Origin of the sequence: Metabacillus indicus (assembly GCF_046603695.1) — a bacterium.
Lineage (GTDB): Bacteria > Bacillota > Bacilli > Bacillales > Bacillaceae > Bacillus_P > Bacillus_P indicus.
In genome coordinates, this window is record NZ_CP176757.1 from 3625760 (window position 1) to 3647738 (window position 21979).

General features: G+C 45.4%; 21 protein-coding genes. 3 read left to right on the plus strand and 18 right to left on the minus strand.

From position 1 onward, the window contains the following. Positions 1-454 precede the first annotated feature (454 nt). Positions 455-2590 (minus strand): heavy metal translocating P-type ATPase, encoded by a 2136-nt coding sequence (locus tag ACK1LH_RS18525; RefSeq protein WP_411333883.1) that lies wholly within the window; start codon positions 2588-2590, stop codon positions 455-457. Next, positions 2580-2951: an ArsR/SmtB family transcription factor gene (locus ACK1LH_RS18530; RefSeq protein ID WP_029284516.1), complete on the minus strand. Its 372-nt coding sequence runs from the start codon at positions 2949-2951 to the stop codon at positions 2580-2582. Before ACK1LH_RS18530 ends, ACK1LH_RS18525 begins: the two co-directional genes overlap by 11 nt. Positions 2952-3096: 145 nt before the next feature. Here ACK1LH_RS18530 and ACK1LH_RS18535 point away from each other — a divergent pair, with 145 nt between their 5' ends. Next, a complete protein-coding gene (locus ACK1LH_RS18535) occupies positions 3097-3411 on the plus strand; it encodes an ArsR/SmtB family transcription factor (protein WP_029284518.1) in 315 nt (104 codons plus the stop codon). Between the two features lie 49 nt (positions 3412-3460). On the opposite strand, the gene ACK1LH_RS18540 is transcribed toward ACK1LH_RS18535, so the two are convergent. From ACK1LH_RS18540 to ACK1LH_RS18555, 4 genes are all read right to left on the minus strand, one after another. Then, on the minus strand, positions 3461-4378 hold the full coding sequence (locus tag ACK1LH_RS18540) for a cation diffusion facilitator family transporter (RefSeq protein ID WP_411333884.1): 918 nt from the start codon (positions 4376-4378) through the stop codon (positions 3461-3463). A gap of 175 nt (positions 4379-4553) precedes the next feature. Continuing rightward, positions 4554-5534, minus strand: a complete 981-nt coding sequence (locus tag ACK1LH_RS18545) for an ABC transporter permease (protein ID WP_029566898.1) — start codon at positions 5532-5534, stop codon at positions 4554-4556. Next, positions 5527-6444: an ABC transporter ATP-binding protein gene (locus ACK1LH_RS18550; protein ID WP_029284524.1), complete on the minus strand. Its 918-nt coding sequence runs from the start codon at positions 6442-6444 to the stop codon at positions 5527-5529. The genes ACK1LH_RS18545 and ACK1LH_RS18550 overlap by 8 nt, the downstream gene beginning before the upstream one ends. Further along, entirely contained in the window at positions 6434-7246 is an 813-nt protein-coding gene (locus tag ACK1LH_RS18555; protein WP_029284526.1) for an SGNH/GDSL hydrolase family protein, read from the minus strand. The genes ACK1LH_RS18550 and ACK1LH_RS18555 overlap by 11 nt, the downstream gene beginning before the upstream one ends. A 178-nt stretch (positions 7247-7424) precedes the next feature. Between ACK1LH_RS18555 and ACK1LH_RS18560 the strand changes: the two genes are divergently transcribed. Continuing rightward, on the plus strand, positions 7425-8090 hold the full coding sequence (locus ACK1LH_RS18560) for a haloacid dehalogenase type II (RefSeq protein WP_029566900.1): 666 nt from the start codon (positions 7425-7427) through the stop codon (positions 8088-8090). A 607-nt stretch (positions 8091-8697) separates the two neighbouring features. Here ACK1LH_RS18560 and ACK1LH_RS18565 read toward each other — a convergent pair. From ACK1LH_RS18565 to ACK1LH_RS18610, 10 genes are all read right to left on the minus strand, one after another. Then, positions 8698-10137: a hypothetical protein gene (locus ACK1LH_RS18565; protein WP_411333885.1), complete on the minus strand. Its 1440-nt coding sequence runs from the start codon at positions 10135-10137 to the stop codon at positions 8698-8700. 63 nt (positions 10138-10200) lie between these two features. Then, entirely contained in the window at positions 10201-11118 is a 918-nt protein-coding gene (locus ACK1LH_RS18570; protein WP_203288953.1) for an FTR1 family protein, read from the minus strand. A 26-nt stretch (positions 11119-11144) separates the two neighbouring features. Next, complete coding sequence (locus ACK1LH_RS18575; protein WP_029284534.1) at positions 11145-11897, minus strand: hypothetical protein; 753 nt, start codon at positions 11895-11897, stop codon at positions 11145-11147. Positions 11898-11971: 74 nt separating this feature from the next. Further along, entirely contained in the window at positions 11972-12736 is a 765-nt protein-coding gene (locus tag ACK1LH_RS18580; protein ID WP_411333886.1) for a glycosyltransferase family 2 protein, read from the minus strand. Beyond that, positions 12733-14208 carry an alkaline phosphatase family protein gene (locus ACK1LH_RS18585; RefSeq protein WP_411333887.1) on the minus strand — a complete coding sequence of 492 codons (1476 nt, stop codon included), beginning with the start codon at positions 14206-14208 and terminating at the stop codon, positions 12733-12735. Before ACK1LH_RS18585 ends, ACK1LH_RS18580 begins: the two co-directional genes overlap by 4 nt. Then, complete coding sequence (locus tag ACK1LH_RS18590; protein WP_242524632.1) at positions 14195-15139, minus strand: lysylphosphatidylglycerol synthase transmembrane domain-containing protein; 945 nt, start codon at positions 15137-15139, stop codon at positions 14195-14197. The genes ACK1LH_RS18585 and ACK1LH_RS18590 overlap by 14 nt, the downstream gene beginning before the upstream one ends. Then, entirely contained in the window at positions 15105-16052 is a 948-nt protein-coding gene (locus tag ACK1LH_RS18595; protein ID WP_203288975.1) for an SDR family NAD(P)-dependent oxidoreductase, read from the minus strand. Before ACK1LH_RS18595 ends, ACK1LH_RS18590 begins: the two co-directional genes overlap by 35 nt. Before the next feature lie 85 nt (positions 16053-16137). Then, complete coding sequence (locus ACK1LH_RS18600; RefSeq protein WP_029284542.1) at positions 16138-17334, minus strand: hypothetical protein; 1197 nt, start codon at positions 17332-17334, stop codon at positions 16138-16140. Positions 17335-18160: 826 nt separating this feature from the next. Continuing rightward, positions 18161-18775, minus strand: a complete 615-nt coding sequence (locus ACK1LH_RS18605; RefSeq protein ID WP_029566908.1) for a PH domain-containing protein — start codon at positions 18773-18775, stop codon at positions 18161-18163. A gap of 101 nt (positions 18776-18876) precedes the next feature. After that, on the minus strand, positions 18877-20286 hold the full coding sequence (locus tag ACK1LH_RS18610; RefSeq protein WP_411333888.1) for an MBL fold metallo-hydrolase: 1410 nt from the start codon (positions 20284-20286) through the stop codon (positions 18877-18879). A gap of 197 nt (positions 20287-20483) precedes the next feature. On the opposite strand from ACK1LH_RS18610, the gene ACK1LH_RS18615 reads away from it, so the two are divergent. Further along, the gene (locus tag ACK1LH_RS18615) at positions 20484-20843 is read left to right on the plus strand and encodes a DUF202 domain-containing protein (RefSeq protein ID WP_320154642.1); all 360 of its coding nucleotides are present in this window, start codon (positions 20484-20486) and stop codon (positions 20841-20843) included. Between the two features lie 52 nt (positions 20844-20895). Here the strand turns inward: ACK1LH_RS18615 and ACK1LH_RS18620 are convergent, their stop codons facing one another. Both ACK1LH_RS18620 and ACK1LH_RS18625 read right to left on the minus strand, forming a co-directional pair. Beyond that, complete coding sequence (locus ACK1LH_RS18620) at positions 20896-21672, minus strand: sulfite exporter TauE/SafE family protein (protein WP_029284550.1); 777 nt, start codon at positions 21670-21672, stop codon at positions 20896-20898. A gap of 54 nt (positions 21673-21726) precedes the next feature. Further along, the gene (locus tag ACK1LH_RS18625; protein WP_029566910.1) at positions 21727-21954 is read right to left on the minus strand and encodes a sulfurtransferase TusA family protein; all 228 of its coding nucleotides are present in this window, start codon (positions 21952-21954) and stop codon (positions 21727-21729) included. Between the last annotated feature and the right edge of the window lie 25 nt (positions 21955-21979).

The following is a 21979-nucleotide window of genomic DNA, read 5'->3' on the forward strand; positions in this document are numbered from 1 at the left end:
ACCTTTAGCTGCGGCGGAAAGGCATGAAGGGTCATTAGGGGCTTGGATTGTTACCTTCAGCTGCGGCGGAATTGTCTGAAAGGTCATAAGAGGCTTGGATTGTTACCTTCGGCTGCGGCGGAAAGGCATGAAGGGTCATTAGGGGCTTGGATTGTTACCTTTAGCTGCGGGAGAATTGTCTGAAGGGTCATAAGAGGCTTCGATTGTTACCTTCAGCTGCAGCAGAAAATCCTGAAATGTCATTTGTTACCTTCAGCTGCGGCGGAAACGGCTGAAGGGTCATAAGAGGCTTGGATTGTGACTTTCAGCTACGGCAAAAATATCTTAAGCGTCATATAGGCAACAGATTGTGACCTTCATACATGATAAAGACCTCTGAAAGGTCATAAATTCCCCAAAAGCACTTATTCCATTCAAAAAAACACGAACCCCGCAAGGTCCGCGTTCTCCCATTCTAGCTGTCTCTTTTTTCTTTTACTCTTAACAGACGCAATCCGTTGGCTGTCACAAGCAGGGTTGCTCCCATATCTGCGAAAATGGCGATCCAGAGGGTCAGCCAGCCGGGAATGACAAGAAGCAGCGCGATGAGCTTAAGTCCGAGTGCAAACGCGATGTTCTGCTTGATGATGACAAGGGTTCTGCGGCTTAAGTCAATGGCAAACGGCAGCTTCTTCAAATCATCACCCATCAGCGCTACGTCCGCTGTTTCAAGCGCCGTATCGGTTCCGGCTCCGCCCATGGCTATTCCTACAGAAGCTGATGCAAGAGCCGGAGCATCGTTTACTCCGTCACCGACCATAGCGGTCTTGCCATAGGTCTGCTGCACATCTTTAACGGCTGTTAATTTATCTTCCGGAAGAAGGTCCGCTTTTATGTCCGAAACGCCGAGCTGCCTGCCCACCGCTTCAGCAGTTGCTGCATGGTCTCCCGTAAGCATCACAGTCTTGCTGATCCCAAGCTCCTTCAGCTGATCGATCACCCGGATGCTGCTGTCCCGCACCTCATCCGCTGCAGCTAAAAGAGCAAGCGGCCCTTTATCTGTACCCGCAAGCATGACCGTTTTTCCTTCTCTCTGCAGGGACTGCATTCTTTCGGTCCATCTGGAATCCAGCTTGCCGGACTCTTCAAACAAAGAGGCATTCCCTACATACACCCATTCCCCGTCAACCTTGCCTTTCAGCCCTTTTCCAGTGACAGACGTAAAGTCTTCGACCACCAGGGAATCAAAAGAAAGATTCAGATTTCTGGCCTTCTTTAAAACGGCAGATGCAAGCGGATGCTGTGATTTGTTTTCAAGAGCGGCAATCTTTGTGAAAAATTCATCTTCAGAACGTCCTCCAGCAAGAACTTCAAAGTCCGTAACAGCGGGTGTTCCTTTAGTCAGGGTTCCTGTTTTATCAAAAGCCACAGCCTTAATGCTGCCAAGCTCTTCAAGGTAAATGCCGCCTTTTATCAGCACTCCGTTCCGGGCCGCATTGCCGATGGCCGTTACAATGGATACAGGTGTAGAAATAACGAGGGCGCACGGGCATCCTACCACTAAAACGGCAAGCCCCTGATAAATCCACGTTTCCCATGCACCGCCAAGAAATAATGGCGGAAGAACAGCAACCAACAACGCGACAGCCATAATGGCAGGCGTGTAATATTTCGCAAACTTATCAACAAATGCCTGTGAAGGGGCACGCTCAGCCTGAGCCTCTTCTACCAGATGAATGATTTTTGAAATAGCCGTATCTTCTGCAAGCTTCGTGACCTCAACCTCAAGAAATCCTTCTTCGTTCAGTGTCCCGGCAAACACATCTGCACCGGGGCTTTTTTCAGCTGGCATGGATTCACCGGTAATCGGAGCCTGGTTAACAGATGAAAAACCTTTTATAACCCTTCCGTCCATAGCAATCTTCTGTCCCGGTTTGACAATCATTAAATCTCCGACCTCAATATCATCAACCGATATCAGCGATTCCAGGCCATTTCTCCTGATCAGGGCTGTTTTCGGGGCTATTTCCATTAAAGAACGTATCGACCGGCGCGCCCTGTCCATTGAATAGGATTCAAGCGCTTCGCTGATGGCAAACAAGATGACAACAACCGCACCCTCACTCCACTCTCCAATGATTGCAGCACCAATAACAGCGATTGTCATCAGTGTTCTCATATCGAATTCAAGGCGCATCAGATTTTTAAATCCCGTGAGGAAAAGCGAATATCCCCCAATGATTATGGCAACCAGAAATGCCAGAATAGACGGCAGGCTTTCTTCTCCATATGCAAAAAGAGAATAGTACCCGAAAGCAATGAAGCCTATTGATGCGAGCAATGCCCCATGCTTTTTGATAAAAGGTTCTGCCGGTGTTTCCACAGCCCCTTTTTCAGGAAGTATTTTCAGGTGCTCAAACGCACCGGCTTTCTCGATTTCTTTTATACTGGCTGTTCCCATCACGGTCAGCTTGGCGGCACCGAAGTTCACTTTCGCATCCGTCACGCCGTCCAGCTCCTTGACGTTCCGCTCAAACTTCCCGGCGCAGCCCGCACATGTAAAACCTTGTACCCGGTACACATTCTTCTCGGCTGATTGTTCAGCTTCCATGGATGCTCATCTCCTCTTGATGAACAAAAGCAATCCGGATCTGCTGCAATACATGCTCATCATCCAATGAATAATAGACAAGTTTTCCTTCTTTCCGGAACTTTGCGAGACCGGAATTTTTCAAAAGCCGCAAATGGTGCGATGCGGTTGCTGTTGTTGTGCCGGTGATGGCGGCTGCATCACAGACACAAAGCTCCCCCTCTTCAAAAAGGGCACAGACAATTTTGAGTCTCGTTTCATCAGCCAGTGCTTTATAAATTCTCACAGCCCTTCCTGTATCCAGCTGTGCTGCTTTTCTTTTTGCCCGCTCCACCTTCTCAGAGTGAACACAGGTGATTTCACAAACATCCTGCAGATTCATTTTCATCACACCCCACATTCAAATCATTGTTTGAATAAAGTATATGCATGAATACATGAACAGTCAAACAATTATTTGAATGTTTGTATAAACAGAACATTTTTCCTATAATAAAGGAACAATCGCCCGGAGAAGGAGAATATCAATGTCTAATGAAAAACACGGGTCCTATCAGGACTTGGACGAAGAAACGCTGTTTATCGCATCGCAGACATTCAAAGCATTGTCCGATCCTACCAGACTCCGTATCTTAAATCTCCTGACACAGGGAGAACGCTCGGTCAATGAAATAGCTGAAACCTTATCTCTTCTGCAGTCAACCGTTTCCCACCAGCTCAGATTTTTAAAAAACCTGCGCCTGGTCAAATTCCGCAGAGAAGGCACCACCTTATTTTATTCACACGATGATGAACATGTTATCGGGCTTCTAAAACAGATGATTGAGCATGCGCAGCATTAAAAAGACAGCAGAAAAGCCCCATAATTCGGGGCTTTATTTTAATTGTCTTTTAATTGCAGTGCTCATCCCCGCAGCAGCCTGATCCTGTCCAGTCGACCTGAATGGTTGTATGATGAAGTCCGAATTTGTCATGCAGCAGTTTGTTCGCTTCTCTTAGGACAGCCTGCTGTTCCATTCCTTCCTCCACTTCAAGATGACAGCTCAGTGCAGGAAAATCTGATGTAATCGACCATACATGCAGATCGTGCACCCCGTGTACACGGTCCATGTTCAGCAGAGCGCCTTTAATTTCATCCAGATTCAAGTTGCCCGGAACACCCTCCATCAAAATATGAAACGAATCCTTTGTGACCCTGAATCCGCTGATGATGATTAAGATGGCCACAATGATACTTGCAATTGGATCTGCTGCTCCCCAGCCGAAAAACATGATCAGCAAGGCGGCGATAATGGCCCCGACAGAACCAAGCATATCCCCGATTACATGGAGAAAAGCACTTCTGACATTCAAATTGTCATCCTTGTCACCCTTCATCAGAATAAATGCAGCTGCAATATTAACCAGCAGGCCGATGCTTGAAATAATCAGCATTCCTGAGCTTACTACTTCCGGTGGATCCACAAACCGCTGATAGGCTTCTATAAAAATAAAAATCGAAATGACGATCAGCGTCAGGCCGTTTATGAATGCAGCAAGTATCTCAAACCGTTTGTACCCGAATGTTTTAGAAGAAGATGCCCCTTTTGCCCCGAATACCAGAGCCAGATAACTCAAGCCAAGCGCAGCCGCATCACTCAGCATATGACCTGCATCAGAAAGCAGAGCCAGACTGTTTGTCAGAAGCCCCCCTATCACTTCAGCAACCATAAAGAGAGCAATAAGAGCAAACGCCCAAAGCAGTGCTTTTTTATTGTTCGTATGGTGGTGGTGATGCCCGTCATGACCATGGCTGTGAGAATGTCCCATCCAAATCCCTCCGTTCTTCTTATATATGAATATATGCTCATATACATTATTTCAAAACGTGTTGTTTTGTGCAAGTTGTACTTAGTTTTTACATTTCTATTTTAATTATCAGGTTTGTACGCCCTTAACGGAATGCAAGTATGAAAAAAACAGCCGCATCCCCTGCGGCTGTTTCTTAGTAAATATCTCTTCTCGAAAAGACAAAAAACGATACGATGAGGCCGCACACGGCCCATACGCCGAGGACACTCATTGAAAATCCGAGCGACATCCCGCTGATTGGCGGAGCCATTCCGGCTACGTAGTCTGTGAGCCTCAAGTTGACCATGAACAAGTATTTCGCTGATTCCCACGAGGAAACCATATTGGCAAGAATCGCTCCCGCAATCAGTGCTGCGAGCATGACGCCCATGACGGATGCCGTACTCTTCATGAGCACGGACAGGGTAAAGGTAAGCGTGCCGATGACGACAGCGACGAACCATACGAGCCCAAGCTCCATCAGGATATACTGCCACTGGTCAATGAGCTGAACATTTTCCGTGTTCAGTTCTTCTCCGGTCACGGTAAATCCGGTCAGCACAGGCATTGTCCACCCGCCATATCCGAAGACGACTCCAGATATCAGGTAAGACAGAACCCCAAGCGAAAGAACAATAAACGATATGGACAAAAGCAGGGTGATGTATTTACTCAGAAGGATCTTCCACCTTTTCACAGGTCTTGTCAACAGCAGTTTAATGGTGCCTCTGTTCGCTTCGGACGAGACAAGGTCTGCTGCAATGACCATGACCATGAGCGGCAGCAGGAGATCGATGGAATTTTCGGCGAACATCCTCATGAACGTCGGTGCTCCCGGCGCACTTGGATTGATGTCATTGTCCAGGTAGTATTGCTGCTGTTCCATTCGGATCTGCAAATATTTTTTCCATTCAGCTGAAATTCCGCTTGAACTCAGCCGGTTCTGGGCATTGATAATTTCCTGCTGCAGCTGAGTGCGCCAGTCTGTGGTCCCAAGTTCTTCTTGAAGCTGTTGTGCTTCTTTCATTTGTGCATAGGTGAAAAGGCCAACCAGGACGGCAAGAATTCCTGCGATAATAAAGAGCCGCTTTTTGCGAATGATTTTGATCATTTCGTTGTAGACAAGATTAATCAATGGTTTCACCTTCAGTCAGTTCAATGAACAGGTCTTCAAGAGTAGGAAGCTTAACCTGGATTTCTTTCACTTTAACACCAGCTGAAACGAGCTTCCCGTTCCAGTCCGGGATATGTTCTTCTTCATGATACGTGACAATCTGCTGATCAAAGTCTGACAGGATGGCTGTTTCCGCTGCCAGCACTTCTTTCCCTTTTTCAGGAGGGTCAAGCTTCCAGATGACTCTCTCTTTCTCTGACAGGAGGTGCTCTACTGTGTCTACTTTAAGTACAGATCCTTTAGATATAATCGCCACTCTGTCGCACATCAGCTGAATTTCACTGAGCAAATGAGAGGATACCAGAACACTCAGTCCTTCTTCTTCTGCTAGGAACCGGATGAATTCCCGCATTTCCCGGATGCCCACCGGATCAAGGCCGTTTGTCGGCTCATCAAGAATGAGTACATCCGGCTTGCCAAGAAGAGCCTGGGCAATACCAAGGCGCTGGCGCATACCTAGGGAGTACGTGCTTACGCGGTCGTCAATTCTGTTCTGTAGTCCGACAAGGTCCACCACTTCCTGTATCCTTTCCTTCGGAAGCCCGGGAACCATGCGCCAGAAATACTGAAGGTTTTCCCGGCCTGTCAGGTAAGGATATAGTTCAGGGTTTTCCACAATGCACCCGATATGACTGATGGCTTTTGAAAAATCCGTCTTTAAATCATGGCCGCAAATTGTAATCTTTCCTGACGTTGCTTTAATGAGCCCGACAAGCATGCGGATCGTCGTTGTCTTTCCTGCTCCGTTTGGTCCGAGAAAGCCGAATACTTCTCCCTTTTGCAGCTGAAATGAAATGCCTTTAATGATCTCTTTCCGTCCAATTTTCTTTTTAAGATCTGTCACTGCGAGCGTTGTCTGCTTACTGCTCATCCTGCTTCTCCTCCCCGCTGAACACAATCAATGATGAAAGCCTCTCTCCGATCAGCTTATAGCCTTCTGAGTTAGGATGAAATTTATCGCTGTACAAGTAGTCATTCACGTTCTGCTCAAATAAATCGAACGTCGGAACCATGATGACGTTTGGGTATTTCGCTGCCGTCTCTGCGGATTCAAAATTCCACTGTCTGACAACAGCTGACGTCGTTTTTGCATCTTCAAGATCATTAAACGGGTTGTAGAGACCGACATAATAAAGCACGGCTTCCTTATTTATTTCGCGAATTTCGCTGAAAATGGCATCCAGATTCTTTACATACGCTTCTCTTGCCGCTTCATTTGCAGAAGCGTTCAGATTTTCCAACGCCTGGCCACCCTGGAACAAATCATTTCCGCCAATCGTCATGACAATCGTATCCGCTGAGCGGAGCTGCCTCTTGATTTCAGGCTTTTGGAGCTGACCTATGACGTCTTTTGAGACTTGTCCTTTTACAGCCAGATTAGACAGGTTAATCTCTCTGTCTGTCTTTTCTCCGAGCTCATCCATCATGTAGCCGATGTATCCTTTACCGGACTGATCCCCGGTTCCCCGCGTTAGAGAATCTCCAAGCGCGACAATCTGATACTCCCCGTCGCTCGAAGCGCTTACTTCTTCCTTTTCACTCTGACCGGGCGAAAGATTAGCAGCCGGCCCGCTGAAAAAATAATGCTGAATCGTCCATCCAAGTCCAAATATCCATAAAGCGGTTGCCAGCACGGATAAAATGCCGATAAACTTTGCTGCAGTTGGTTTCAAACGATCACCTTTTCCTTACGTGTTATCCATCAATTTACATGAAAACAGAAGCTCAGTGCAACTTTGAGTACGTTCCATTTTGGACAAATTTGACCATTGTTCAAGCTTTCGCCATATTTTCTGTCTGTTTGTGTATAGTAAAAAAACGGGTATGGCTCAGTAATAGGAGGAGACGCCAATGAATAATGAAATAAAGGCTTGTGTATTTGACGTATACGGCACACTTTTTGATGTGCATTCCGTAAAGAAAAAAGCAGATGAACTTTATGATGGACGAGGAGAAGAGATCAGCAGGATATGGCGGCAAAAGCAGCTGGAATATTCCTTCCTGCGGCAGATTATGGGCAACTATGAAACGTTTTTGACCGTCACAAGAAACGCACTGTCATACACCCTTCGTTCGCTTCATCTGGAGAATTCACCTGAAAAAGAAGAGCTGCTTATTAATGAATATAAAAAGCTGGAATGCTACCCGGAAACGGAAGAGGTTCTGCGGAGCCTATCGGATAAAAAATTGGCTGTCTTTTCAAATGGATCCCATGATATGCTGGATCCCCTCATTGAACAGTCAGGACTTGCGCCTCTTTTTGACGCCATTATCAGTGTTGATCATGCGAAGCAATTCAAACCTTCCCCTGCTTCCTACACCCTTGTATTAAAAGAACTCGGGGTCGAGCGGGAAAACGTGCTTTTCATGTCATCAAACGGATGGGATATTTCCGGTGCCAGAAATTTCGGATTCCAGACAGCTTGGATCAACCGGGGAGGCATGCCCACAGAAGAGCTTGGGGTAAAGCCGCATAGTATTTACGAAGATTTGAAAGGGATTTTGGAGTGGAGATGAGTTGCAAGACAATTTATCTTACCCTCCTAAACCGCAATTCGATGTGAGAGGGCACGCAAATCTACTTTTCTTACCCTCCGAAACCGTTATTCGAACTGCCAGGGTAAGCAAATCTACTTTTCTTACCCTCCCAAACCGTTATTCGATCTGAGAGGGCACGCAAACCTGCGTTTCTTACCCTCCCAAACCGTTATTCGATCTGCCAGGGTAAGCAAACCAACCTATCTTACCCTCCCAAACCGTTATTCAATCTGCCAGGGTAAGCAAACCAACCTATCTTACCCTCCCAAACCGTTATTCGAACTGCCAGGGTAAGCAAACCAACCTATCTTACCCTCCCAAACCGTTATTCAATCTGCCAGGGTAAGCAAACCAACCTATCTTACCCTCCCAAACCGTTATTCGATCTGCCAGGGTAAGCAAACCAACCTATCTTACCCTCCCAAACCGTTATTCAATCTGCCAGGGTAAGCAAACCAACCTATCTTACCCTCCCAAACCGTTATTCGAACTGCCAGGGTAAGCAAATCTACTTTGCTTACCCTCGCAAACTGTAATTCGATCTGCGAGGGTAAGAAAACCTCATCAGCTGCACTCACCTCACCCATCATTCCTTCAATTTATAAAGTTCAATCTCCCCGTAAACAGGATCAAAAAGCAAGTTCGAATGAAATTCTTTTACTTTTTCAAGACGGGGATATAAGTCCACTCCCTGTTCCTTAAATCCGTCGACGAGCTCGCCTGTCAGATAGATTTCCTTGTTTTTTTGGTAGGAGATGTCTTTTTTGAAGTATGGATATGTGTAAAAGCGTTTATGGTCATAGGGAACGGAAAGATACTGCAGCACCCGGGTTTCTTCCCACGTATACACAATCAGCGGCTGTTGCTGCTGTTCAAGGTATTCCGCCATCTGATAGACGGCGGGTTTTTTTTCGACCTGTTCTTTTAGAATGGGAACACTTACCGCTAACTGAAGGATGGCAAACAGAATAAGGGCATACTGAGCTTTTGCAGATTTTGCGGCAGCCATTGTAAAAAGGCTGAAAAGCAGCAGCATGGCAATCGGAAACGAGTGTCTCGGTTTATCAATGTTTTGCGCGAAGAGATTCCAGATAAAATAGGCGCCGGCAAGGGTGAGCAGCAGCTTGTTGTTCGACCAGTACTCCCTGAATGCAGCCTTTCGGAATCTGATCAGCAGCAAGCAAGCAGCTGCAGTACCCGCAGCAAGCAGGAGAAGTGATCCCGCAAACATGCCTGTATACACAACGTTGTTGACAGTCAGCCGGTAAAGTCTGGACAGGAGCGGTTCCCCTGACTCCGTAACAGCGCCTCCCCAAGAAGTGAAGTGACCTGCTACAAATCCCATGGAAAGCTTTAGAAAACCGCTTATGCTCCCTTCACTGAGAATAAGCGCAGCAAGCCACACTCCCTGAAACAGAATGGCCGCAGCAGCAAGGCCCGCAAGCTCCCTAAAACGTTTTCCTTTTCGGTACTGATGAATCCACAGGAGCACGATGGCAAGTCCGAACGGAGCATACGAGAGCCTTATCCCCATTAACAGACTGAAAAAAAGCAGCGGCAGGAGCTGTGCCGTCAGATTGTTTTTATGATATGCACGGTGAACCGCCCATAGATACCACCACAGCGCCCCGATTGCCGCTCCTTCTGACATCGGCTGAGCTGAAAGGATAGAGAGGTACGTGTTCGTCTGCAAGGCCGCCACAACCAGAAGTGATGGAAGACGTCCGGCATACTGCCTTGCAAGCAGATAAACCGGCAGGCTCGCAGCAAGTGTCATGATTCCGTTAAAAACAGACAGTGCCTGTGCAGGGTTTTCTATCCAGCTGTTAGCAAGCATGCCTCCGAAGATAAAAAAAGGATAGCCGGGAAAATGCGGCTGCATGGCAAGAAGATCATATCTCTCAAGTGCAAGGGCAAAGTCAACCTGATCCCAGGTTGCTGCATAGGGGCTGCTGTATAAAAACCGTAAGCTGAAGACTGCAGCCAGAAGAAAAAAGGCGGCGGCTGTCGTGATGTTTTTGCTCATTATTGCATTCTCCTCTGCTGGATACTGAACGATAAAAAACGCAAGGCATATGCCTTGCGCTTTTTAGCCTAAACGTGCCTCAGGCTTCAATACTTCTTTGGATGCTTCTTTTTCTTTCTTTACAGGCTTCTTAGTTGTCAGCAGCATATAAATGACAGCAAAATAGCCAAGGTATCCGATGACTTCCTCGAGAGAAGGCATGGATGAATAGCCAAGAAATGCTTTCAGGAAGATGCCGATATCTCCTGATAAAAGCGGTGCTGTGCCGTGATCGCGCAGATAGTGCGCATAATCAATTGGATGCTCCGGCAGCAGCCAAGTAATGTTGTACACATGAGGCATGACGCTTCCAATGATCTTTAAATCCTGAAGGATAGAAATACCTTGGACAAACAAACCCGCAGCGATCAGGACAATGAAAGCCCCCGTAATTCTAAAGAATGCTTTAAGTGAAATCTTCATTGTTCCTTTAAAGAATAAATAGCTGACAACAGATGCTGTGAGCAGCCCCGATATAGCACCCCAGCCCTGCATAGCCGCTCCAATGTTTCCGCCCGTGATGGCTGCGAAAAAGAAGACCGTTTCTACACCTTCGCGGAGGACAACAAGGAAGGAATGCATGACCATGCCGATGATGCTACCGGCAGAAATATAATGACTGATTTTTCCCTCAATGGAGGACTTGATGTTTTTGCTGTGTTCAGCCATCCAGAAAACCATTTGTGTTAAAAGAATGGAGGATATAAAGATAATGGATATCTTCAGGTACATTTCGCTTCCCATCGCCGAAAAGCCGGTAAAGACGACCTGGAAAAGCAATGCCACAAGGTAGCTTGCGAAAATGGCAAGGCCTGCACCAAGCCAGACAAATTTCACAAGCTTTGCATTGTCTATTCTCTTTAAATATGTGGTGATAATCCCTACGATCAGCAGGGCTTCAAGTACTTCGCGGAATGTGATTAAAAATGCCTGAAGCTGCATACTATACCCTCCCCTTTATTATGCGGCTACTTTCTTCTTCTCCGGATGGTGAATACTGTAACGGCCGCAATCACTGCTGCGAGCAGCAAAATTGGAATCCAGTTTTTCAAATTCGCAAGATCTGTCCAGTCCGTTGTCTCTGAAGCGGTCGATTCTTCCTCTCCGCTTGTAAAGTGTCCCTGTTCAAAATCTTCTATATCAAATTCTTTTTTCAGGTTCGTTAAAATAACATCTTTGCTTTCATTAAACGAATCCTGGCTTGCATCTGCTTTTCCGACACCGAAAAGGCCCGGATTTCCAAGAGATTTTAGAGCTTTATTGAATTCATCTTTGTTCTGCTGATCCATTTCAGGGTCACTCTCTGCGATGCGCGGCGACAAAGCTTCGTAAGTAGCAAAGCCTTTTGCAAGCAGTCGTTTGCTTGTATCGTAATCTTTAAAATTCGCGTCTACGTTCTCAAGGCGGCGGCTGATGTTCATGGCAAGAAGCTTCTCCATGTTCTGAACCAGCTGTTCTTTGTCTTTATCTTCTATATTCTGAAGGATTGCTTCTGAAGGCTCAGCGCCCATGTGCATATCCACTTCTTCCTGAACTGTTTCATAAATCTTCTTTGCCTCAGCAAAATCAGGAGGAGATTCGTCGAGCTGAACCTGCATGTTTTTATAAGCTTCTGCGATCTTTTCCTCATTCGGATCACCGTAGGAATAAGCAGAAACACTGTTATGTACAGGCAAACTGAGTAGTATTAGTGCTAAAAGCAGGATAAAAGTCTTTTTCATTATGTTCCCTCCCTAAACAATGATAATGATTCTCATTTTTATTGTCAATAAAAAATGAGAAAATAAAAAATACTCTAGGAGCATTTTTTATTTTCTCTAAAAAGCGGCAAAACATGTGCATCTCTTTTTATGTCCGGTTTTCTGACCGGGCGCGTCATTTCTTTAAAGATGGCAGGCAGAACAGACGACATGTATTTTCTGAATTTAATAAATGACTGACCTTCTGTCCGCACTTGATAGGTGATCGGCACCTCTTTTACCCTGAAGCCTTTGCGGACAAGGTTAAGTGTGATGACCTGGGCATAATTGTAGTCATGGATGATTTCAGCGTGTTCCATTGCCTGGCGGGAGAACGCCCTCATGCCTGATTGCCCGTCGTAGATCCACCTTCTTAATAGAAGCGACTGAAGGAGGGTGAAGCAGTAATTGCCAAGCCTTCTATGAAGCTTCATCCCTTTTATCGTTCCTAAAAATCTCGAACCCATTGTGTAGTCTGCTTCTCCTGCAAATATCGGTTCCAAGAGGTTTGGAATTTCATCCGCTGGATATTCGTTGTCGGCATCAATCATGACAGAGATATCAGCCCCTAATCGAAAGCTTTGCGCAAGGCCTTCTCTGACCGCAGCCCCGAGGCCGCCGTTACGGGGCATTGATACAATATGATCAGCGCCTGCCGCTTTTGCGACACGGACAGTTCCGTCTGTTGAACCATCGTCAATAACCAGAATTTCAACGTCCACATTCTCATGAATGTTCCGGGGAACACATTCGATGACAGGTGCGATGGATTTTTCTTCGTTGTATGCGGGCAGAAATACGATTACTTTCTGTTTTCTCATTGATCTGATCCTTTCTTAACGGCATCCATGAGCACCGGTCCCCTGCTGTGCGATGGAAATGGTGCGCCTAGCAGATAGGAAAGGGTAGGCGCAATCGATACGAGACTGTGTTTTTCCTCCACCACTTTGCCTTTGGCAATGGATGGGCCGTACATGAAGAACGGCACAATCCGCTCTCCCTCATCAAGATGGCCGTGACCGCCGATGCCATCGGCCTGGCCGTGGTCCGCACAGATGATAAACGTCGTATTTTCGGCTTTTCCTGATTTTTCAAGGTGTCCGATAAAATCCTTTACGAGATGATCGGCTTCTTTTATTTTCTGAAGATACTCGTCATATAATACACCTCTGCTGTGGCCTGTCTGATCTGTTGAAATCAACTGGACGATGAACAGCTCAGGATCCTGCTCATCCATAATCTGCTTTGCTTTTTCCATGATTTTATAATCAACCACATCATTTTTCATGACGGCGGTAAAGGTTTCAACGTCTTTTCCAAATGCGTCCACAAGGTGGGCAACGGCAAGCATTTTCCCCTTTTTCCCCACTTTGCGCAAGGAATCAAAAATACTTTCTGTCCGCACTCCGAATCTCCACACCATGTTGGATTTTATGCCATGCTCAAACGGGTATGTGCCGGTGAACATGGATGAGAAACACACAACCGTTCGTGCAGGATACACCGTTTCCATCTTCGCATACTCTGTTCCGTTCTTGCGGAGGTAATCGAGATAAGGGGTATCAGCTTCTTCAAACCGTTCCTTTCTCATTCCGTCGATGACAATGACAACTACTTTATCATTCAAGCCTTTTTCAGGTACTTCGGCATTATCTGTATATGTGGAAATCGGCTTCGGCTTCCAGTCGAACAGATACCGATGAAGAATAAAGGTATAAATGAGCAGACCCCCATACAAAATGATGAGCTGCCCGGCAGCAATATCTGCATACGTTCCGCCATTGTATAAAACGCTGAACGCATAGCTCCAGACGGAAAGAACAAGTGCCAGCTTCGGTAGCTGCTCCTGTGCATTTCCGCTTGTGGAGTCACTGTTTTTTAACACAAGCTTCCAGAAACGCGTAAAGTTAGTCCAGGACGTCCCAATCCGAAGATGATAATAAAACGTGCCCCAGAAAAAGACCGTAAAAAAGAAATAAAGACCGGCAGCAAATAAGAGCAGGCCAAGATTCACTGCATCAAACATAAGCAAATACGCAATGAACGGAATCCACAAATAATTCCTTAAAAATAGAGGGAAATCATAGAGATAATAAATAATAAGCAATGGAATGACAACGAGCAGCGAACCTGCGAACGATTGCCAAAAACGGACATCTTCAAAAAGACCAAGATGAAACAGCAAAAAAGAACCTGCTGCAAAAATAGGCGTGAACGGCTTGCCTTCATTCAGCAAATTCCAGCACCATGCAGCGATTTTCTCAAAAGATGAAGCCTGTTTAGCTTTTTCCAATCCGATCCCTCTCCTTTCTTTTCATGAATGTTGTCAGTTCTCTCACCGGAAGCGGCAGCAAAAGAAATGCCGCCAGACCGCCTGCATATGAAAAGACAAATTTAAACACGTGGCTGATGACTGCGTATCCGTAGGCTTCCTGGACGGCTTCACCTGTCTGAACGAGGGCCGCTGTCATCACCGATTCATAAGTGCCCACCCCGCCCGGCGTCACCTGAAATACCTGTCCTGCAACCGTCACGCTGTTCACCCAAATCGATTCAAGGAAGGATAAGCTTCCAGGTGCAGCAACACCAAATATAACGAACGCTTCAAGCACCCAGCTCACAATAATTAAACATATGACTGCCATGCCCCTCACACCGTGAAGCCCTTCTTTCAGCTGAAGAGTCTGCTTTCGGAGGAACTCAGGAAATTTCAGCCCCAGCAGCAAAAGCCCGACTCCTGCAACAACTCCCAGCAAAATGACAAGCGGAACATTCAGGCCAAATCCGCCAAGAAGCACAGTAAAGCCAGCCCCTGCAAACACACTCAGCACAAGCATGTCAAGAAGCCTCAGCACAACCACAGAGTGGGCTGCCTGCCCAAGAGATACATTCCGGTCGCCTTTAAAAACAGCTGCTCTCACTGCGTCCCCTGCTTTTACCGGAGATAAATGGTTGACAAACAGGCTGTAAAGCAGGCCTGCGAGACACTTTCTGAATGAAGCGCGATTTTTGAGATACAGCTTCCAAGCAGCTGCCCGTAAAATAAAGGCAGTCCCGTACAAAAGGGTGATCGCAATCAGGACGTTCGGACGCTGCAGGAGAGACTGGAACTGGCCTATCATTAACTCCGGATGGAACACACGGAGGCTGATAAAGATAAAAAAGCCTACAAGAATGAGGCCTGTCAGATTAAATAAGGTCCGAATGCTCTTTTGCCCAGGCAACAGTTTCCTCAAATCCTTTCTTAAAAGACACAGCTGGTTCATATCCCAGTTTCGCCCGTGCTTTTGAGACATCCGCCCAGGTCGACGTCACATCGCCTGTCCTTGCCTCTTTTTGCAGCAGCGTCACATTCGGAAAGTGATGCTTGATCTCATCCACTACCTCACTCATTAAAACGGGCCGGCCTGATCCAAGATTGTACACGTCACTCTCTTTTGATTTCAGTGTCAGCAGAATGCCGCTCACAATGTCATCAATATACGTATAATCACGGCCTGTACCCTGTCCGTAAATAGTAATCGGCTCATTATGGAAAAGCTTGCGGATGAAAGTGGCAAACGCCATATCCGGCCTTCCCCACGGTCCATATACGGTAAAGAATCTGAGGATATTCATCTGAAAGCCATACATGTGGCGATAAGAGTGGCAGAGTGCCTCTGCACCTGCTTTGGAGGCAGCATACGGGGAAAGAACCCTTCCTGTCGCCATATCCTCTGACAGCGGAAGCCCTGCCTGTTCTCCGTAAACGGATGAAGAAGAAGCAAAGATCACATGCTTCACATTCTGTTCAGCGGCACAGGCAAGCACATTGTTTGTACCGTCGATATTCGTCTTAATATAAGCAGAAGGATCTTTAAGGGAAGGTATGACCCCTGCCAGTCCTCCCAGGTGAACGACAGCATGGGGCTTTTCCTTCTCCATGATGACAGAAACCTTTTCGCGTTCCAGGAAACTGCAATTATAATAAACGGCAGGCCCGGTTTTGAATACCTGCTTCAGCTGATATTCTTTTCTCGCATGGGGCAGTTCCTCGGAAAGATGATCTATCAAAACCGGGTGCATGCCCTCTTTTAAAAGGCGGATGGCAAGATGGCTTCCAATGAAACCTGCCCCTCCTGTTATAAGTACTTTCATATTTGCATTAATCTCCTCATCATCCATTCTCATCGTAAAAAGAAGAAACCTTGTCTGCAAACAAGGCTTCTTCTTTTATACCATATTATTGAGCTTTCTGAATGAGATTATTTAAGCTCTCTTCAAGTAAAGGCAAATATTTGTCTGCTTCTTCTTTGTTGCCTGCTTTTGCAGCTTCAAGATAGCTATTAGCATTTTCAGTCAGCTTCGCTGTTTCTTCTTCGCCAAGAATTTCTTTGATGTCATTTTCAATCATGTTGATGAAAAGAGCACCCTCGATGGCTGTAACTGTTCCTTTTTCTTCACCGAACGCTTCTTTGCTTTCTTCATATTCATGAAGGGCAATCTTGCCGAATCCGCGTACGAACGCTCTGTTGATTTTGTAAGCATCAATATTTTTCGCATCTGTCTGAAGATCAAGCTGGCCTAGGATGTAGTCTGCTTCTTCAGGCGCATTCTTTTGCAGATAAGGATACACTGACTGATAGAAAGCCCATCCTTCTGACTGCTGAATCATCGCTTCTGTTTCATCCGTTTTCGCTGATTCTGACGCTTTTGTTGCATAGCCGTTCGGCACAGCGCCTACTGCATAATAGAATGTTTTCATCAAGGTTTTATCAACTACTTGTTTTCCAAGTGAAAAAGCAAGTTTGTCGTCATTTTCAATGGCTGACTGAATTTCGCTGAACCCGCCTGAAATAACCTCCTGCATGTTTGACTCATAGGCGGCATCGCGCTTTTCAACGGTTCCTTCAAGAACACTGTAGAATGTCATTGCTTCTTCATATTCTTCCGTTACTTCTTCTTTATTTCCCCAGTTTTCATCGATTTCAGCAAATTCGTGTCTGACCGTCTGGAAAAATTCTTTCTGCATGAGCTTATCAAAAAGCTGTCTTACAACAACCGGATTCATTTCTTCGTTCTTGCCGGCTGCAAGTGCAGCTGTCAGCGTCTGGTCAACCTGTTCTCCGAATTCCTCATCGCGCTTTTTAACAAGCGGCTGAAGGTCGGATATGTAGATTTCTTCTACTTTTGCAAAGTCCACTTCTTTGTCTTCTTTTGCTTTATCCAGTTCTGCAACTGCTTCTTTATAAGAGGCCACAAGAGCTTCAGGCTCCATTTCAGCCTGCTTATCTGTATCTGATTTCACTTGTTCTTCTTTGCCTGCTTTCTCTTCTGCAGCCGGTTTCTCTTCATTTGATGACGCGGAATCTTTTGAACATCCGCTGATGATAAGAGCTGATGCAAGAGCCGCTGATAAAATCGTCCACTTAAGTGACATGTTATTTCCCCCTGTTTATCGCTGTTGATAATGATTTTCAATAAGTACTTCGTCATTATAATGGAGAACGATTCTCATTGTCAACACACTTCAGACTATTTGCACAGGTTTTAAAGCATCAGTCTGGTCGATTTGATTAAACAAAATTCCGAAAAAAATGATGCCACTCCTTATGAAACATACGGCATTACGTGGAATTACGCCACTAACCATCATCCATCTCTGGTAAAAACGGCAGCACTACAACGAATGACGCCACTAACCATCATCCATCTCTGGTAAAAGTGGCGGCACTACAACGAATGACGCCACTAACCATCGTACATCTCTGGTAAAAGTGGCGGCACTACAACGAATGACGCCACAAACGTGCATCCATCTCTGGTAAAAGTGGCAGCACTACGACGAATGACGCCACAAACGTGCATCCATCTCTGGTAAAAGTGGCAGCACTACGACGAATGACGCCACAAACGTGCATCCATCTCTGGTAAAAACGGCAGCACTACAACGAATGACGCCACTAACCATCGTCCATCTCTGGTAAAAGTGGCAGCACTACAACGAATGACGCCACTAACCATCATCCATCCCTGGTAAAAGTGGCGGCACTAACCATCATCCATCCCTGGTAAAAGTGGCGGCACTACAACGAATGACGCCACTAACCATCGTACATCTTTGGTAAAAGTGGCAGCACTACGGCTTATGACACCATAAAATCGGGAACATTCTTAGTCGTTTTAACATAAAAAACCGGACTAGCTATAATCCCAGTCCGGTTCTTTCTTGGCTGAAACAGTTACTTCCCAGCCTTTTATTACAATCAATTATTAATATACTTTTCAAACACGCTGCCAAAATCTTTAATATGGTACTGCTCGCGTACAGATGTCATCCATGTGAACCCGAAGTCCGTCAGATCTCTGTATGTATCAGCAAGCTTTGTATCATCCGTTCTTGAGTTTTGCAGTACATTCACCGCTTTATCAAGACTTTGAGACGCCATATCAATGTAGATGGCATTCTCATGCGTAGTTTCAGCGATGCGAAGAAGTGATTTGTACAGGTCCTTCAGCTGTTCAATTTGATCTTTGCGCACGTCAATGTCAAAACGCTGGCTGCCCAGTGTAAACTTGATTTCAACGTCCATATCAATTTTGCCTGCTGTTTCAAGCATGACATCTGAAAACTTATGCTGTGCGTAAGGATAGCGTTTCAATGTTCGCTTTGAAGAGACAGCATTTGCACCATCTACATGGATAAAGGCAAGATTCGTAAAGCAGTACTCGTCTGCTTTTGTTTTAATTAAGAAGTAGATTTTTTCGTTGTCTTCATGCATTACATAATCGTCTGCATCTGTTTTATCAAAGTCTTGAGGGCTGATGATCGTGCCGATATCTGACAGGCCAAGTGCTTCTGAAGCGATCTTTTTAAACATGGTTTTCATCCTTCCTTGTTTAGCATCTCCCTAATTTTAACAAGAGGCAGAAGGATTGGGAACCGTTTTTTATGAAAAGATTTCAGACAGGATACCCTTTGTCAGCTTTCTTTTGAGTACGGCAGGTCCGCTTCCTTCCAGGCAGAAAAACCGCCGATAATATTGATGGAATCTTTGTACCCTTCTGCCTGAAGAACACTCATGGCGATGGCTGAGCGCACCCCTGATTGACAGTGGACAAGCAGCTTTTTGTCATCCGGGAGCTCATCCGTTCTCTTTTGGATGGTTCCAAGCATCATGTGCTTTGCTTCCAGAATATGCCCCTGCTCCCACTCTGCAGCGTTTCTTACATCGATCACTGCATAGTCTTCAGGGTTTGATTTAAGCAGATCAGCTGCCTCGGCTGCGGTGACTTCTTCATACGTTTCCATGTCTGAAATCTCACTGATGCCTTTTGGTTCTATATATGCTGCCGTTTTATCATACCCTACCGACTCGAGCATTTTTTTTGCCTGTTCAACAGATGCTGACTCACACACGAGCACCGCTTCCCTGCTGTAATCAAGAAGCCATCCGGCCCAGTTTGCAAACGTTTTGCCAAACGGAATATTAAGACTTCCAGGCAAGTGCCCCTCTTTAAAAAGATCAGATGGCCTTGTGTCAATCACTTGTACCTCTGAATTCTTTTTCAGTTCCTCAGCAGACATCTCCTGTATATCAGCTTCACGCAAGTAATCCGGCCCCTCTTTGTTCACTTTTTTCATAAGGGCAAAATATTTCGGAGGCTCAGGCTGGCCTTTAAGCAGTTCTTCTATAAAGTCATCCTTGTTATCAAGTTTAAAAGCCCAATTGTTTTTCTTTTCATATCCGGCCGTTGTAACCGGCACAGCCCCCAATGCTTTTCCGCAGGAACTCCCTGCTCCATGAGCCGGCCATATCTGCATAAAGTCAGGCAGTTCCCTGAACTTCTGTACGGACTGATACATGGCAGCTGCCCCTGCTTCAGCAGTTCCGGTTACCCCTGCCGCCTTCTCCAAAAGATCCGGACGACCAATATCTCCGACAAAAACGAAATCTCCTGTGAAAATCCCCATCGGCACATCAGAGCCGCCTCCTCTGTCAGTAAGAACATAAGAGATGCTCTCCGGTGTATGCCCAGGAGTATGAAGCACCTTCAGTTCGATTTTCCCGATTGTGAAAACAGAGCCATCCTTCAGAAACTCGTGGTCAAACTCTTCAGCAAATCCGTATTTCCAGTTTTCATCGCCCTCGTCAGATAAAAAGAGCTTGGCTCCTGTCTTTTTCGCAAGCTCTCGTGATCCAGATACATAATCGGCATGAATATGGGTTTCTGTTACGGCTGAAATATGAAAACCCTCTTTAGCTGCCGTTTCCAAATAGGGAGATATGTGGCGTGCAGGATCTACAATCAGTGCCTCGCCTGTCTTCTGGCATCCAACAAAATAGGACATTTGAGCAAGATTTTCATCAAAGAATGAACGGAAAAACATAGAATTGCCTCCTTGTTATTTTACATATACCCGTATATGTATATTACCTCGTCAACATTCTTCTAAACCTGTTTGTATCTAAACTGATTTCCGCTTTTTATTTATAAATATGGACATACTCTTACAGAATTCAAAAGTTGAATATATACCCCATATAGTATTTAATGAAGGTAAGATAAATGAATGAGGTGAACCCATTGAATAAAACAGTGAGCTCTAATTACATTCAGCAGCATCTCGCAAATGAAAGAACCTATTTAGCCTGGATCCGGACATCCATCGCCATTATCGGAATCGGGTTTCTTATGACTAATATTCATTTTACTTTTTTGTCAAAACTGTCTGATATGGCTGATGCCATAACTACTATTACCGGTATTGTCTCCATTTTTTCAGGAATTGGGATTGTCCTGTTTTCGACGTATGACTATATCAAAAAAACGAAGCAGATCGATACTCAGACGTTTAAGCCCTCTAAACATATTGTCATCTTTTTATCCATCATTATTCTTGTGCTGATTCTTGGGTTTACTTTCTACTTTTTCCTTATAATTTAATCGAGCAAGATAAAAGAGCAGCAAATCAACCGATGATCTGCTGCTCTTTCTATTAAAGAATATCCAGCCAAATCTTCACGGCTGTTAATAATATCAAGACAGCGAGAATGATCTGAAGGATTTTCGTATTCATTTTTTTACCTGCTATTGCACCAAGCGGAGAAGCAATCAAACTTGCAACAACCATAATCAGAGCAGGATAGTAGTCAACCTGGCCTGTCGTTATTTTCCCTACAGTTGCTCCAATGGATGAAATCAAGGTAATTGCAAGGGACGAAGCAATCGTCATTCTTGTAGGAATTTTAAGAACCACGAGCATAATCGGCACAAGTAAAAATGCCCCGGCTGCACCGACAATTCCTGATCCAACACCAACAATAATTGCTAGAACAGCAGCAAGCCACTTGTTAAACGTTACTTGATCAAGAGGAATATCATCGATGCCCTTTTTAGGAATGAACATCATAATAGCTGCAATCAAAGCAAGTACTCCGTAAATCACGTTAATGCCTTCTTCAGACATTGCTTTAGAGCCAAATCCGCCGATAAAGCTTCCGATTAAGATACTTGCACCCATATAAAGGATGAGCTGCTTATTTAAGTATCCGCCTTTTCTGTAGGCCCACACACCGCCGATTGTCGCAAAGAAGACCTGAACAGCACTGATCCCCGAAACTTCATGGGCGCTGAAGGCTGCAAGTCCGAAAAGGGGCGGAATGTAGAGGAGCATCGGATATTTTATAATTGAACCGCCGATTCCAAGCATTCCGGAAATGTATGAACCGATAAAACCGATTAAGAAAATAGTGATAATAAATGCAAAATCCATGGGTGAGTCACTCTCCTTTATTAAAAAAGGGAACCTGATCCGGTTCCCTTTCTATTATCCTTTTTTGATCCAGAACTTGAAGACACTGTTTTCTTCTTCGTGTTTTACAAGCTCGTGGCCGCCCGATTTTGCCCAGGCTGTAAGGTCCGCCTTTGCCCCTTTGTCTGTTGCATGTACTTCAAGCACCTGTCCAGATTCAAGTTCAGCCATCGCTTTTTTTGTTCTGACGATTGGCATTGGACAAGCTAAACCTTTTGCGTCTAATACTTTTGCTGTTTCCATTTTAAAATTCCTCCTAGAGTTAATT

Bases quoted from the DNA above. Each gene is read 5' to 3' on its own strand.
- ACK1LH_RS18525 (WP_411333883.1), bottom strand. From the start codon at position 2,590: ATGGAAGCTGAACAATCAGCCGAGAAGAATGTGTACCGGGTACAAGGT.
- ACK1LH_RS18595 (WP_203288975.1), bottom strand. From the start codon at position 16,052: ATGAAAGTACTTATAACAGGAGGGGCAGGTTTCATTGGAAGCCATCTT.
- ACK1LH_RS18530 (WP_029284516.1), bottom strand. From the start codon at position 2,951: ATGAATCTGCAGGATGTTTGTGAAATCACCTGTGTTCACTCTGAGAAG.
- ACK1LH_RS18625 (WP_029566910.1), bottom strand. From the start codon at position 21,954: ATGGAAACAGCAAAAGTATTAGACGCAAAAGGTTTAGCTTGTCCAATG.
- ACK1LH_RS18610 (WP_411333888.1), bottom strand. From the start codon at position 20,286: ATGTTTTTCCGTTCATTCTTTGATGAAAATCTTGCTCAAATGTCCTAT.
- ACK1LH_RS18535 (WP_029284518.1), top strand. From the start codon at position 3,097: ATGTCTAATGAAAAACACGGGTCCTATCAGGACTTGGACGAAGAAACG.
- ACK1LH_RS18575 (WP_029284534.1), bottom strand. From the start codon at position 11,897: ATGAAAAAGACTTTTATCCTGCTTTTAGCACTAATACTACTCAGTTTG.
- ACK1LH_RS18580 (WP_411333886.1), bottom strand. From the start codon at position 12,736: ATGAGAAAACAGAAAGTAATCGTATTTCTGCCCGCATACAACGAAGAA.
- ACK1LH_RS18550 (WP_029284524.1), bottom strand. From the start codon at position 6,444: ATGAGCAGTAAGCAGACAACGCTCGCAGTGACAGATCTTAAAAAGAAA.
- ACK1LH_RS18565 (WP_411333885.1), bottom strand. From the start codon at position 10,137: ATGAGCAAAAACATCACGACAGCCGCCGCCTTTTTTCTTCTGGCTGCA.
- ACK1LH_RS18540 (WP_411333884.1), bottom strand. From the start codon at position 4,378: ATGGGACATTCTCACAGCCATGGTCATGACGGGCATCACCACCACCAT.
- ACK1LH_RS18600 (WP_029284542.1), bottom strand. From the start codon at position 17,334: ATGTCACTTAAGTGGACGATTTTATCAGCGGCTCTTGCATCAGCTCTT.
- ACK1LH_RS18570 (WP_203288953.1), bottom strand. From the start codon at position 11,118: ATGCAGCTTCAGGCATTTTTAATCACATTCCGCGAAGTACTTGAAGCC.
- ACK1LH_RS18620 (WP_029284550.1), bottom strand. From the start codon at position 21,672: ATGGATTTTGCATTTATTATCACTATTTTCTTAATCGGTTTTATCGGT.
- ACK1LH_RS18560 (WP_029566900.1), top strand. From the start codon at position 7,425: ATGAATAATGAAATAAAGGCTTGTGTATTTGACGTATACGGCACACTT.
- ACK1LH_RS18605 (WP_029566908.1), bottom strand. From the start codon at position 18,775: ATGTTTAAAAAGATCGCTTCAGAAGCACTTGGCCTGTCAGATATCGGC.